The sequence below is a fragment of the Martelella alba genome, assembly GCF_006516955.1.
GTDB lineage: Bacteria > Pseudomonadota > Alphaproteobacteria > Rhizobiales > Rhizobiaceae > Martelella > Martelella alba.
Genome location: NZ_VHLG01000010.1, coordinates 160,145 through 173,015 on the forward strand (window position 1 = coordinate 160,145; position 12,871 = coordinate 173,015).

11 protein-coding genes are annotated in these 12,871 nt (G+C 59.2%); 3 read left to right on the forward strand and 8 right to left on the reverse strand.

The features are described from left to right. Positions 1 to 187 precede the first annotated feature (187 nt). The 6 genes from FJU08_RS15135 to FJU08_RS15160 form a co-directional block, all read right to left on the reverse strand. A complete protein-coding gene (locus FJU08_RS15135; RefSeq protein ID WP_141149855.1) occupies positions 188 to 1,609 on the reverse strand; it encodes an FGGY-family carbohydrate kinase in 1,422 nt (473 codons plus the stop codon). Next, complete coding sequence (locus tag FJU08_RS15140; RefSeq protein WP_141149856.1) at positions 1,606 to 2,613, reverse strand: ABC transporter permease; 1,008 nt, start codon at positions 2,611 to 2,613, stop codon at positions 1,606 to 1,608. Before FJU08_RS15140 ends, FJU08_RS15135 begins: the two co-directional genes overlap by 4 nt. Beyond that, a complete protein-coding gene (locus FJU08_RS15145) occupies positions 2,610 to 3,593 on the reverse strand; it encodes an ABC transporter permease (protein ID WP_141149857.1) in 984 nt (327 codons plus the stop codon). Before FJU08_RS15145 ends, FJU08_RS15140 begins: the two co-directional genes overlap by 4 nt. Continuing rightward, entirely contained in the window at positions 3,593 to 5,128 is a 1,536-nt protein-coding gene (locus FJU08_RS15150; RefSeq protein ID WP_141149858.1) for a sugar ABC transporter ATP-binding protein, read from the reverse strand. Before FJU08_RS15150 ends, FJU08_RS15145 begins: the two co-directional genes overlap by 1 nt. Before the next feature lie 90 nt (positions 5,129 to 5,218). Next, a complete protein-coding gene (gene rhaS, locus FJU08_RS15155; protein ID WP_141149859.1) occupies positions 5,219 to 6,214 on the reverse strand; it encodes a rhamnose ABC transporter substrate-binding protein in 996 nt (331 codons plus the stop codon). A 164-nt stretch (positions 6,215 to 6,378) separates the two neighbouring features. Continuing rightward, complete coding sequence (locus FJU08_RS15160) at positions 6,379 to 7,182, reverse strand: DeoR/GlpR family DNA-binding transcription regulator (protein WP_141149860.1); 804 nt, start codon at positions 7,180 to 7,182, stop codon at positions 6,379 to 6,381. Positions 7,183 to 7,383: 201 nt separating this feature from the next. Here FJU08_RS15160 and FJU08_RS15165 point away from each other — a divergent pair, with 201 nt between their 5' ends. From FJU08_RS15165 to rhaM, 3 genes are read left to right on the forward strand one after another with little or no spacing between them, the layout of a single operon-like run. Then, positions 7,384 to 9,483 (forward strand): bifunctional rhamnulose-1-phosphate aldolase/short-chain dehydrogenase, encoded by a 2,100-nt coding sequence (locus tag FJU08_RS15165; protein WP_141149861.1) that lies wholly within the window; start codon positions 7,384 to 7,386, stop codon positions 9,481 to 9,483. Positions 9,484 to 9,495: 12 nt separating this feature from the next. Further along, on the forward strand, positions 9,496 to 10,788 hold the full coding sequence (rhaI, locus tag FJU08_RS15170; protein ID WP_141149862.1) for an L-rhamnose catabolism isomerase: 1,293 nt from the start codon (positions 9,496 to 9,498) through the stop codon (positions 10,786 to 10,788). A gap of 8 nt (positions 10,789 to 10,796) precedes the next feature. After that, positions 10,797 to 11,111: an L-rhamnose mutarotase gene (rhaM, locus tag FJU08_RS15175; protein ID WP_141149863.1), complete on the forward strand. Its 315-nt coding sequence runs from the start codon at positions 10,797 to 10,799 to the stop codon at positions 11,109 to 11,111. A gap of 296 nt (positions 11,112 to 11,407) precedes the next feature. On the opposite strand, the gene FJU08_RS15180 is transcribed toward rhaM, so the two are convergent. Both FJU08_RS15180 and FJU08_RS15185 read right to left on the reverse strand, forming a co-directional pair. Further along, entirely contained in the window at positions 11,408 to 12,373 is a 966-nt protein-coding gene (locus FJU08_RS15180; protein ID WP_141149864.1) for a glutathione S-transferase family protein, read from the reverse strand. Between the two features lie 69 nt (positions 12,374 to 12,442). Next, a complete protein-coding gene (locus FJU08_RS15185) occupies positions 12,443 to 12,853 on the reverse strand; it encodes a DoxX family protein (protein WP_141149865.1) in 411 nt (136 codons plus the stop codon). Positions 12,854 to 12,871: the final 18 nt, after the last annotated feature.

Below are 12,871 nucleotides of genomic sequence, written 5' to 3' on the forward strand. Positions count from 1 at the left end.
TCAAAACTATTGTTAAGCAAAAAGCGCATATATCTATATCTATACTTTTTCTCATTAATATTTGGAAACATTTCACGTCAGGATGAGATGGCCATCGGCTGAGGGCAGGCGTGAAGGCGCCGTGCAAGCCGGATTACCGAACGCACAGAAAAGACAGGGAATAGATGGCGATGTTGCAGCTTTTAAATTACCAGCGCGGCAGACGGTATTCGACCGGGCTGAAGCCGATTTCGCCGTCATTGACGCGTCTTTTCCACTCAGCCGCATAGGTATAAAGCGCTGGCGCAAGCTCGGTGAGTGGATCATCTTCGAAACGGGCAGACTGGGCGACCTTACTGACGAGACCGGCCGCACCGACGCTGGTGCCGCTGCCCCTGCTTTTCTCAACCGGCCGGCCCGTGGCGGCAGCGAGCATTTCGAGATAATCGCGATTTTCCGCAAAGGGACCTTCAACGATAACCGGGCCTTCGGCGCCGGTCAGTGCCAGGCATTCCGCCGTCATCAGCGCCAGATACCAGGAAAGCGTCAGCAGTCTGACACCGGGCGTCATATCTTCTTCCGGCACAGTCCAGCCCCCGATACGGCCCTGATAGGGACCGGTATCGCCGATAACCGAAGGCAACAGCATAATGTCCTGCTCAAGTGCGTCCCTGCGATCAGCCGGTTCGATCACCGCACCTTTCGGCGCCGCGACCTCGAAAACCCGCCCGCCCATGAAACGCGCTGACGGTACGGGATCGCCAAGCGCGTTGACATTGATCAGCGTATCGCGAGTCTCATCAAGGGGCGGCACGGCGGAACCAACCGCCATGGCAATCACCCAGGTGCCGGTCGAAACAACGGAAAAGGGCGCAGCAAGACTTTTCAGATGCGGCAGCAGGGACGCATTGGAATCGTGAAGACCGCAATAGACCGGACAATCGGGCGACAGCCCGGTCTGTGCGGCGATTTCGCCTCCGACCGGCCCCAGAATATCCCCCGCAGCCTTCAGCGGGGCCATTCTGCCCGTCAGGCCGAGGGCTGCCACCAATGGCGAGAATGTGCCGCGCTGCGGTGCCCAGAGATCGGTGTGACAGCCCCAGCTTGTCACTTCGCTCGCAACCACGCCGGTCAGGCGAAAACCCCAATATTGCGGATAGGTGATGACATGTTCGGTCCGGGCGAAAGCGGTCGGGAAACTTGCCCGCTGCCAGAACAGCTGCGCACCGATATTCAGCCCGGCCACCAGCCGCGGCGAACCGGTGACAGAGAAGGGTGGACGGATCGCGTTATAGCGGTCCTTCATCTCGTCCGGTCCGTCATGTTCATAGTCAAGCACCGGAAGCGCCAGTCCGCCCTCGCTATCGACGAGCGCAACAGTCGCGCCATGGGTGGTGATCGAAATGGCGTCGATACCGCATTCGCCATTCAGCTGTTCCAGGCTGTTGAGAATGAAAGCCCAGAGCCCGTCGACATCATGATGCGGATAGGGTGCGCGGCGGATCACGGCATTGGCCCGGGCGCGGCTGCCGGTCTCCGCCCGGGCCTCAAGATCATAGATGATCACCTTGGCATTGGTCTTGCCGATATCGATCACCGCAACGTTGCGAACGGGACGGGCGGGCGTCATGCAGGCTTCCTTTTCAGACGCCGGCCTGCCCGCCGCCACAGGATCGGGATGGCAATCACGCCGATCAGCAACAGGCCGACAAAGATCGACATGACGATGCCCGGCACATTCATCAGACCGAAGCCGAAGGTGACGAGACCAAGCACGAAGGCGGCGATGACAACACCGAAGATCGTGCCGGAACCACCGAGAATGCTGACGCCACCCAGCACCACCATGGTCACCACTTCCAGTTCAAAACCGAGTGCGATCGAGGGACGGGTGGAGCCGAGACGCGAGGTCAGACACACAGCCGCGATGCCCGACATCAGCCCTGTCAGCAGGAACAGGATGAACTTCACCCGTCCGACGCGAATGCCGGAAAAGCGCGCGGCAGTCGCATTATTGCCAACGGCATAGACCATGCGGCCAAAGCTTGTCTTGTGCAGCAGGATGGCAAACAGCACCGCCAGCACCGCAAACAGCGCCAGTTCAAAAGATATCACCCAGAACACATAGCCCTGGCCGAAATAGGCAAAAGCCGGCGGATAGCCGGTAAAGGCCTTGTCGCCCAGAACAACATAGGCAAGGCCGCGATAAAGGCTCATCGTCCCGATGGTGACGACAATGGAGGGCAGGCCAAGCCCGGTGATCAGAAAGCCGTTGAACGCACCGCAGATCAGCCCGGTAACAAGACCGATGGCAACAAGCTCGCCTGTACCGGCGCCGAATTGCAGGGCATAGCCCATGGCGGTGGAGGCAAGGGCGATGATAGCCGCAACGGAGAGGTCAATCTCGCCGGAGATGATCACCAGCGCCATGGCAAAGGCGATGATCGCCTTTTCGGTAAAATTATAGGTCGCGTCCGACAGGTTCCACGGATCCAGGAAATAGGGCGAGGCGAAACTGTTGATGATGAAAACCGCGACGGTCACCGCAATCAGCAGCGCCTCCCAGCTTCGTGTGATCCGGAAAAATCTGCCATGCAGCCGGTCGGGAACGAAGCGCGTCTGAATGTCACTCATATGGCATGCTCCGCTTTTTTCAGAATGACACGGCCCTTCGGCCGGGCGGCGCGCGCATTGACCGCAACGGCAATGATGATCACCGTTCCGGAAATCGCCATCTGCCAGAAGGGTGAGATATCGATCACCGGCAGCGCATTCTTGATAATGCCGAGAAACAGTGCGCCCAGCACCGCGCCGATGGCCGTACCAACGCCACCGGCAATGGAGATGCCGCCGATAACGCAGGCGGCAACGACATCAAGCTCGAAACCATTGGCGATATCGACATAGGCCACCGCATAGCGCGCAACCCAGAGATAACCCGCAAGCCCCGCCAGCGTTCCGGCGACGACATAGGCGAAGAAATGGGTGCGACCAACCGAGATGCCGGTATAGACGGCCGCATTCGGATTGCCGCCGACCGCATAGAAGGCCCGGCCGATCCGGGTAAAGGAAAACACCAGGATCATCACCGCAATCACGCAAAGCGCGATCCAGGAGAGCAGCGGCAGGCCGAAAATCACCGCGCGTGGCACGGCCTTGAAGGCATCGCTCATCTCATGGGCATTGATCCAGGCGCCATCGGTCAGCAGGAAAATCATCCCGCGATACACCGTCATGGTGCCGAGCGTGACGACGATCGGCGGAATGTCGAGCTTCCAGACCAGAAGCCCGTTGATGGCGCCGAGCAATGCGCCGACCAACACCGACAGAACCAGCAAAAATTCCACCGGCACACCGGGAAAACTGGCATTGACCAGCGCCGCCACCGTGCCGGAAAGCGCCAGATTGGCGGCAATCGACAGATCAATGCCGCGCGCCAGAATGACGGCGGCCTGACCCAGCGCCAGGATGATCAGGATCGCAGTATCATTGAATATCGAAACGATGTTTTTCGCCGACAGGAAACCCGAAAAGCGCAGCTCGATCAGCGTTGCCAGGATCACCATCGCCAGAACCAGCAAAGCTTCGCGGCTTTTGAGCAGACGCGTGGCCATCAATGCACCTCCCCGATACCGGCGGCGGCGCGAACCAGCTTTCCCGCACTCATTTCCTGTCGCGTGAACTCCGCCGCGATCCGCCCCTCGCGCATGACGATCACGCGGTCGGACATGCCCAGGATCTCGGGAATTTCGGAAGAGACCATGATCACCGAAAGCCCGCCTGCCGCAAGCTCTGACATAAAGGCGTGAACCGCCGATTTCGAGCCGATATCGATACCCTTTGTCGGCTCATCAAGAATGATGACCTTGGGATTGGTGGCGAGCCATTTGGCAATCACGACTTTCTGCTGATTGCCGCCGGAAAGCTGCCCGACGTTCTGATCCAGGCTCGCGGCCCTGAGATCGAGCCGCTCGATATAGGCGCGCGCCAGTGCAAACTCCTCCGCCATTTTCAGGAAACCCCGCCGTGAAACGGCGGCAAGCGATGGCAGGGTGACATTTTCGAAGATCGGCATGGCGCCGATCGCGCCTTGCGCGCCGCGCTCTTCCGGAACATAGACGATGCCGGCCCTGACTGCCTCGTTCGGCGTGCGGATCACAGCGATCTCATCATCGATGCGGATGGCACCGGCAGACGGCTTCGTCACGCCGAAAAGCGCCTGCATGAATTCCGACCGGCCCGCGCCCACCAGACCGTAAAAGCCCAGAATCTCGCCGCGTCTGAGCGTGAAATTGATATCCTCGAACTCGGTCGGATGACGATAACCGGCAACCGTCAGCACCGGCGGACCGATTTCGACCTCTTGCTTGGGGAAGACCTGGCCAACCGGACGGCCGACCATCATTTCCACCAGCGCATTTTCATCCGTTTCGGCAATCAGCCCCTCGCCGACCATCTCGCCATCACGAAACACCGTGTAGCGGTCAGCGATGCGGAAAATCTCATCGAATTTGTGGCTGATGAACAGGATCGCCTTGCCCTCGGCCTTCAGCTGTTCGGTCAGCTCGTAAAGCTCCTCGATCTCCTTGTGGGAGAGTGCGGCCGTCGGCTCGTCCATGATGACGACACGCGCATCGACGGAAAGCGCCCGCGCCAGCGCCACCATATGACGGTTGGCGATACCGAGATCGGCGAGCCTGTGGGTCGGGTCGATCTTCGCGCCGATGCCATCGAGAATAGCCTTGGCCTCGCGGTTGATCCGCTTCCAGTCGATCAGGCCGAAGCGGTTTTTCGGCGCGTGGCCTATAAAGATGTTTTCCGCAACGCTCAGCGCCTCGAACAGCACCGTTTCCTGATGGATCGCGGTGACGCCGTGATGCGCCGCATCATCGGCGCTTTGAAAGGCAACCGGCGTACCATCCAGCATGATCGCGCCGCCATCCGGCCGGTAGATACCGGTCAGGATCTTCACCAGTGTCGATTTCCCCGCCCCGTTTTCGCCGACCAGCGCCGTGACCTGACCCGGATAGAGCGACAGCGAGACATCCGAAAGCGCGGTGACGCCGGGGAAGGTTTTGGTCACACCTGCAAGGGTGATCGCAGCGGGCGGCGAACCGATCCGGGGTGTCTGAACCTCTTTATGCAGCATATCCTTCAAACCATCAGCCTGGATCGTCTCAGCGATCCGTTGAAGAAAAGAGCCGGGCCCGAAGGCCCGGCACACCACGCCCCCCCGGGCTCAGAAAATGTCCTTGAACTTGTCGATATTCGACTTGTCGTAGACGAAGGGATCGGCCATGGCGCCGGCATTATCGTCGTCCAGCGTCAGCGTGCCGAGACGGCCCATCGAAAGTTCGGCACCCGGCTTGGCTTCTGCCCCGTCGATCAGATCATTGGCGAGCATCACCGCCGCATAGCCGAGATCAATCGGGTTCCAGATGGCAAAAGAGAGCGATGCGCCATTGTCGACATAGGCCGCCATTTCGGACGGCAGGCCGAGACCGGTGACATTGATCTCACCGATCTTTCCGGCATCGGTGACAGCCTGCGCTGCGGCGACGATGCCGACCGAGGTCGGCGCGATGATCGCCTTCAGATCGGGATAGGACTGAATAAGGCCCTGCGCCTCGCGGTAGGACTTGTCGAACAGGTCGTCACCATAGACGGTCGTCACCACATGGACGTTTGGATACTGGTCCATGACCTTGTTCATTTCCTCGATCCAGATGTTCTGGTTCGTGGCCGTCGCCGAGGCCGACAGCACGGCGACATCGCCGCCATCCGGCATGTGATCAGCGGCGAGCTTGATGATCATGTTACCGATCAGCGGGTTCGAAGACGGGTTCAGATGAACCTCACGACCCTCCGGGGCAACGCCCGAATCCCAGGAAACGACCTTGATGCCGCGCTGCATCGCCTTTTTCAGCGCCGGCACCAGTGCATCGGTATCGTTGGCGGAGATCGCAATCGCATCGACCTTCTGGGCAATCAGCGCGTTGATCACCTCGATCTGGCCTTCGGCGGTCGTATCGGTCGGGCCGGTATAGATGATTTCCGTATCACCAATCTCGGTGGCGGCCTCCTTGGCGCCTTCGGCGGCAGCTTCGAAGAAGCCGATCCCGAGCGCCTTGACCACAAGCGCGATCTTCTTTTCCGCCGCACTGGCTGTCAGCGGAACGGCAATGGCGGCAACAAGAACTGCACCGGCCGTCAGCATGCGTGTCAGATGTTTCATGATATCCTCCCTCGAAACATCATTTTGCAGAATGAAACCGGCCACCCCTCCTCCGGGCGGACCGCTTCCGGCAAATCTCCTCAGCCCGCCGCGCGATCGCGATCGCGCTTGCGGTCATTGCCGCTGCCTGACATCCTGGCAACGGTATGGGCAACAGGCCACCCTCAGCGGGCAGCCGATATCTCTTTCTCACCGGCGCTGTCTGCTACGATCAGTGTAACGCCCGCTTCTTCCAGCATGGCGGCATCCTTGTCCGAGATCCGGTCATCGGTAATCACTGTCGCAATCCGCTTCAGCGGGCACAGGATCAGACTGGAGCGGCGGCCGAATTTTGATGAATCGGCCAGCACCACCAGTTCGTCAGCCTGATCGATCAGCTTCTGCTCGGCCTGGATCAGCAGCGGATCCGTCTCCATCAGCCCGAGCGGGCCAAGCCCCTGCGCGCCCATGAACATGCGCCGCGCCCAGAAATTCCGGGTCACGTCATTGTCGAACGGGCTCAGGATAATATTCTGCTCGCGATAGATCGTGCCGCCCGACACCATCACCGTGTTCTTTGTGTGTTTCAGAAGATGCTCGGCAATCGGGAATGAATTGGTGAAGACCTGCAGCCGACGGCTGGCGAGATAATTCACCATCTGAAATGTTGTCGTGCCGCCATTGATGATGACTGAGTCGCCATCGGCGCACAGCTGAACGGCAGCTTTCGCAATCGCCTGTTTCTGCCGCTGATGCATGGTCTCGTTGACGCGGAAAGGCCGCCCGGCAAGGCCGACAAATTGCGGCGGGCTGAGCGCTTCGGCGCCGCCGCGCACCCGGCGCAACCGCTTTTGCACATGCAGCGCCGCAATGTCGCGACGGATCGTCGCCTCCGAACTTTCGGTCAGTTCGACCAGTTCGGAAACGGTGACGACGGGCTTTTCCTGCACCGCCGACAAGATGATCCGGTGACGTTCTTTCTCGTGCATGGCTCCTCCAATATTGACATTCTTCATTTAATTCTCGCATTGTCAATCAACTTCAATCATTTTGCAGCGCAATAACGATTTAAATGATCGTTTTTGATTGTTATTGATTGACAAAAATCATGAAGCGGATGATTTTACCGCCAACTGATGACAGCTGCCGTTGATTGCCGTCAATCGCGCGCCCTTGGGAGGATGAAAGAAATGCTGGAGAAAACCCCGTCTGGAAGCTTGAAAAACCTCTGGGATGACGAAAAGGCTGCGGCGATGAGCGAGCCGGAACGGTTGCTCTACCGCTCCAATCTGCTCGGTTCCGACAAGCGGATCACCAATTATGGCGGCGGCAATACGTCGGCCAAGGTCATGGAAAAGGATCCACTGACCGGGCAGATGGTCGAGGTCTTGTGGGTCAAGGGGTCGGGCGGCGACGTCGGGACGATCAAGCTCGACGGCTTCTCCACCCTCTACATGGACAAGCTCAACGCGCTGAAGGGACTGTATCGCGGCCTTGAGCACGAAGACGAAATGGTCGGCTATCTGCCGCACTGCACCTTTAATCTGAACCCGCGCGCCGCTTCCATTGACACCCCTCTTCATGCCTATGTGCCGAAAAAGCATGTCGACCACATGCACCCTGACGCCATCATCGCCATTGCCGCCTCGGCCGATTCCAGGGCGCTGACCGAAAAGATCTTCGGCGGTGCGATCGGCTGGCTGCCCTGGAAGCGGCCGGGCTACGAACTTGGCCTCTGGCTGGAGAATTTCTGCGCCGAAAACCCGGATGCGCGCGGGGTGATCCTGGAGAGCCACGGGCTGTTCACCTGGGGCGACACGGCCAGGGAAAGCTACGAAACCACACTTGAGATCATCAACACGGCCATGGCCTGGTTTGCCGCCGGGATCACCGGTGACGTCTTTGGCGGTCAGAAGGTCAAGGTACTGGCGGAAGACGAACGCCGAAAGGTCGCAGAGAAACTGATGCCTGCCATTCGCGGCATGATCTCGGAAACGGAGGGCAAGCTCGGTCATTTCGATGACAGCGAAGCCGTGCTGGAATTCGTTTCTTCGAACCGGCTTGACGCGCTGGCAGCGCTCGGCACCTCCTGCCCCGACCATTTCCTGCGCACCAAGATCCGTCCGCTGGTGATCGGTTTCGATCCCGAAAATCCGGATATCGAGGCCGTACTTGATGGTCTCCCGGCGGCGATTGCCGCCTACCGTGAAGGCTATGCCGACTATTATGAGCGCTGCAAGCGCGACAACTCGCCGGCAATGCGTGACCCGAATGCCGTCATCTATCTGGTTCCCGGCGTCGGCATGATTTCCTTTGCCAAGGACAAGGCGACAGCCCGCATCTCGGCAGAATTCTACGTCAACGCCATTAATGTCATGCGCGGCGCTTCGTCGGTATCGACCTATTGCGGTCTGCCGGAACAGGAGGCCTTCGATATCGAATATTGGCTTCTGGAAGAAGCCAAGCTGCAGCGCATGCCGAAGCCGAAGCCGCTGGCCGGCAAGATCGCGCTTGTCACCGGCGGTGCGGGCGGCATTGGCAAGGCAACCGCCTTCCGCCTCGCCGGTGAAGGTGCCTGCGTCATGCTCGCCGATATCGATGACACGGCGCTCGAGACTGCAAGTACCGAACTGTCAAAAGCCTTCAGCAAGGACATCGTCAGGACCGCGCATCTGAACGTCACCGACGAAGACGATGTCGCCGCCGGTTTCTCAGAGACATCGATCGAATTCGGCGGGCTCGACATTCTCGTATCCAATGCCGGTCTTGCCTCTTCCGCGCCGATTGAAGACACCACGCTCGATCTGTGGAACCGCAATATCGACATTCTGGCGACCGGCTATTTCCTGGTCTCGCGGGAAGCATTCCGCCTGTTCCGCCACCAGAAAGCGGGCGGCAATGTCGTGTTCGTCTCATCCAAGAACGGGCTTGCCGCCTCCCCCGGCGCATCGGCCTATTGCACGGCAAAGGCTGCCGAAATCCATCTCGCCCGCTGCCTGGCGCTTGAAGGTGCAGCTGCCGGGATCCGCGTCAACACGGTCAATCCCGATGCCGTTCTGCGCGGCTCGAAGATCTGGACCGGCGAATGGAAGGAACAGCGCGCCGCAGCCTACAGCATGTCGACCGACGAGCTGGAAGCCCATTACCGCGACCGTTCGATGCTGAAGCGCTCGGTCTTCCCGGAAGACATTGCCGAGGCGATCTATTTCCTTGCCTCCGACATGTCTGCGAAATCGACAGGCAATATCATCAATGTCGATGCGGGCAATGCCCAGTCGTTTACGCGATAAGGGGAGGCCTTCATGGATCAGATGATCGACAGCAGCCTCGTCGCCGCCGAAAACGAACGGCGTATCCGCGATCTGGAGACGGATTTCACTGCACTCGGATCGAAACTCGCGCGCCATGGCATTGATATCAACCAGATCACCGAAAAGGTTGCCGCCTTTGGCGTGGCTGTACCCTCATGGGGCGTCGGCACGGGTGGCACCCGCTTCGCCCGCTTTCCGGGCCCCGGCGAACCGCGCGGCATTTTCGACAAGCTCGAAGACTGCGCGGTGATCCAGCAGTTGACGCGGGCAACGCCCACCGTCTCGCTGCATATCCCGTGGGACAAGGTCGATGACCTTTCGGCGTTGCGTCAGAAGGGCGAGGCGCTTGGCCTCGGCTTTGATGCGATGAACTCCAACACGTTTCAGGATCAGGACGGACAGGCGCATTCCTACAAGTTCGGCTCGCTCAGCCATGTGGAGGCGGCCACCCGCCAGCAGGCTATCGACCATAATGTCGAATGCATCGAAATTGGCCGTCAGCTTGGCTCCAAGGCGTTGACGGTGTGGATCGGCGATGGTTCCAACTTTCCCGGCCAGAGCCATTTCTCCCGCAGTTTCGAACGCTATCTCGAGGCGATGAAAGCCATCTATGCCGCCCTTCCCGATGACTGGCGGGTGTTCACCGAACACAAGATGTATGAGCCCGCCTTCTATTCGACCGTGGTTCAGGACTGGGGTACCAATTACCTGATCGCCAGGGAACTTGGTGACAAGGCCTTCTGCCTCGTCGATCTCGGCCACCATGCCCCCAACGTCAATATCGAGATGATCGTCGCCCGGCTGATCCAGTTTTCGAAGCTCGGCGGCTTCCATTTCAACGATTCCAAATATGGCGACGATGATCTCGACGCCGGTTCAATCGAACCCTACCGGCTGTTTCTGGTCTTCAACGAACTGGTAGATGCGGAAACCTCGGACCTTTCCGGTTTCCACCCCGCCCATATGCTCGACCAGTCGCATAATGTCACCGACCCGATCGAAAGCCTGATGAATTCAGCCATGGAAGTGACACGCGCCTATGCATCCGCACTTCTGGTTGACCGGGCAGCCCTTGCCGGCTTTCAGGCCGAGAATGACGCGCTGATGGCATCGGAAACGCTGAAACAGGCCTTCCGTACCGATGTATCGCCAATCCTCGCCATGGCCCGCTATCGTGCTGGCGGGGCAATCGACCCGGTCGCCGCCTACCGCTCGGCAGGTTATCGCGCGGCAGTGGCTGCGACGCGACCGGCCGTGACCGGTAGCGGCGGCGGCATCGTGTGAGGGGGACGATGGAAACAATCGCACTCAGAATGACCCTCAATCCGGGCCAGAAGGATGAATACAAGCGCCGCCATGATGCGATCTGGCCGGAGCTTGCAAAGGTTCTGAAGGACGCTGGCGTTTCAGATTACTCGATCTTCCTCGATGAGGAGACCAACCATCTCTTTGCCGTGCTGAAGCGGGCGGATGATCACCATATGACGGAGATTCCGAAAAACGAGATCGTCCGCCGCTGGTGGGACTATATGGCAGACATCATGGCGACCAACCCGGATAACAGTCCGGTCGAAGTCCCGCTCCTGCAGGTCTTCCACCTGCCCTGAAACGCCAGAAGGGCGGCGCTTCTGTGCTGCCCCAGACTGTTGACAGGCTTCGCCCCTTTTTCTGACGTCATGCCTGTGCTTGTCACAGGCATCCAGCCGACGCGCGTCCGCGCGGCGAAAGGACTTTTTTATTCAATGCCTTATGAATCTGGATCCCCGTGACAAGCACGGGGATGACGACGGAGGGAGGGGCTGCTCCACCTCAAACGTGCAATATGAATGGCTTTGTCAGAAGCCTGAGGGCGACGCTTCTGCACCGCCCTTTTTAGCTGCCTGTTTCGAACCCAAACCCTGGTTCAGGCGGCCTTGGCCAGCAGCGCCTTGATATGCGAGGGACCGATCGGGCGGATGCCGGCGGGGTTCAGCGCCTTGATCGAATAATATCCTGCGGTGATATGGTCCATGTTCACCGTTTCGGCGACGCCAGGCGTCAGATAGATCTTTTCCATATAGGCTGAAAGGCGCGGATAGTCAGCGATCCGCTTCCAGTTGGTCTTGAAGATGCCGTGATAGGCGGCATCGAAGCGGATCAGCGTGACGAAGAGGCGGATATCGGCCTCGGTCAGCCTGTCACCAAAGAGGAAGGGCCCCTCCAGCGTTTCTTCCAGCTCGTCCAGCATGGCGAAGACACCGGCAACGGCCTCGTCATAGGCCTGCTGGGTTGAGGCAAAGCCTGCCTTGTAGACGCCGTTATTGAGCTGGTTGTAGACGCGCGGGTTCAGCGTATCGATCTTTTCGGCGAGATCAGCCGGGTAGAGATCAATATCCGAGGGAACGAGTTTTTGAAACGCCGTGTTGAACATGCGCAGAATATCCGCGCTTTCATTGTTTACCATCACATTGCGCTTCATGTCCCACAGGACCGGAACCGTGGCGCGGCCGGTAATATGCGGATCGGCACGGGTGTAGAGCTGGTGAATGTGGTGAGAACCGAACAGCGGATCTTCATCCGCACCCGGATAGCCGCCAAAGGCCCAGCCTTCGTCCGTCATCACCGGATTGACCACCGTCACCGGGATCAGGTCCTTAAGGCCCTTCAGCGAGCGGCCGATCAGTGTGCGCGATGCCCAGGGGCAGATCAGCGCGACATAGAGGCGGTAGCGGCCGGCTTCGGCCTCAAAACCGCCCTCTCCCGTCGGGCCCGGCGCACCGTCGGGGGTAATCCAGTTGCGGAAGGAGGAGACCTGACGGACAAAGCGACCTTTTTCATCCTTCTTTTGCACGGGCTGCCAGTTGGCGCTCCATTTTCCATCAACAAGCATGGTCTTCTCCTTGGGAATTTCTTGTCGTTTGGCCGCCGCAATGTCGTTGCGGCGGCCGTGAAGGCAGTTTTACTTCAGGCGGCGCGACGGCAGCAGAGCGTGAACGCCATCACCGAGCAGGGCAAGCGCAAACTGAACGAATGCCCACATCACCGGATATTCCCAGCCGCCGCCATTCGGATTGGCAAAGCTGAAGCCGTTCTGGATATGACCGAACAGGGCAGCACCCAGAAGTTCAAGGCCGAGGATGAAGGAGAATTCGCGGGTTTTCACACCAAGGATCAGGGCGATACCACCGACGAGCTCGAGAATCATCACGATGATGCCGAAAAAGCCGGGCAGGCCGAGGGACGAGAAATAGCCCATCGTGCCGGCAGGCGTGAAGACAAAGAGCTTGGTCAGGCCGTGGGTGATGAACAAAAGGCCGGTGAGAACACGCAGAAGGAGCGCAGCATAGGGAGCGGTTTTGAGGTCGATCATGATCTTTTCCTGGAAGGG

Coding starts and splice junctions, on each gene's coding strand:
- rhaI (WP_141149862.1), top strand. CDS start 9,496: ATGGATCAGATGATCGACAGCAGCCTCGTCGCCGCCGAAAACGAACGG.
- FJU08_RS15160 (WP_141149860.1), bottom strand. CDS start 7,182: ATGCACGAGAAAGAACGTCACCGGATCATCTTGTCGGCGGTGCAGGAA.
- FJU08_RS15135 (WP_141149855.1), bottom strand. CDS start 1,609: ATGACGCCCGCCCGTCCCGTTCGCAACGTTGCGGTGATCGATATCGGC.
- FJU08_RS15140 (WP_141149856.1), bottom strand. CDS start 2,613: ATGAGTGACATTCAGACGCGCTTCGTTCCCGACCGGCTGCATGGCAGA.
- rhaM (WP_141149863.1), top strand. CDS start 10,797: ATGGAAACAATCGCACTCAGAATGACCCTCAATCCGGGCCAGAAGGAT.
- FJU08_RS15185 (WP_141149865.1), bottom strand. CDS start 12,853: ATGATCGACCTCAAAACCGCTCCCTATGCTGCGCTCCTTCTGCGTGTT.
- FJU08_RS15180 (WP_141149864.1), bottom strand. CDS start 12,373: ATGCTTGTTGATGGAAAATGGAGCGCCAACTGGCAGCCCGTGCAAAAG.
- FJU08_RS15145 (WP_141149857.1), bottom strand. CDS start 3,593: ATGGCCACGCGTCTGCTCAAAAGCCGCGAAGCTTTGCTGGTTCTGGCG.
- FJU08_RS15165 (WP_141149861.1), top strand. CDS start 7,384: ATGCTGGAGAAAACCCCGTCTGGAAGCTTGAAAAACCTCTGGGATGAC.
- FJU08_RS15150 (WP_141149858.1), bottom strand. CDS start 5,128: ATGCTGCATAAAGAGGTTCAGACACCCCGGATCGGTTCGCCGCCCGCT.
- rhaS (WP_141149859.1), bottom strand. CDS start 6,214: ATGAAACATCTGACACGCATGCTGACGGCCGGTGCAGTTCTTGTTGCC.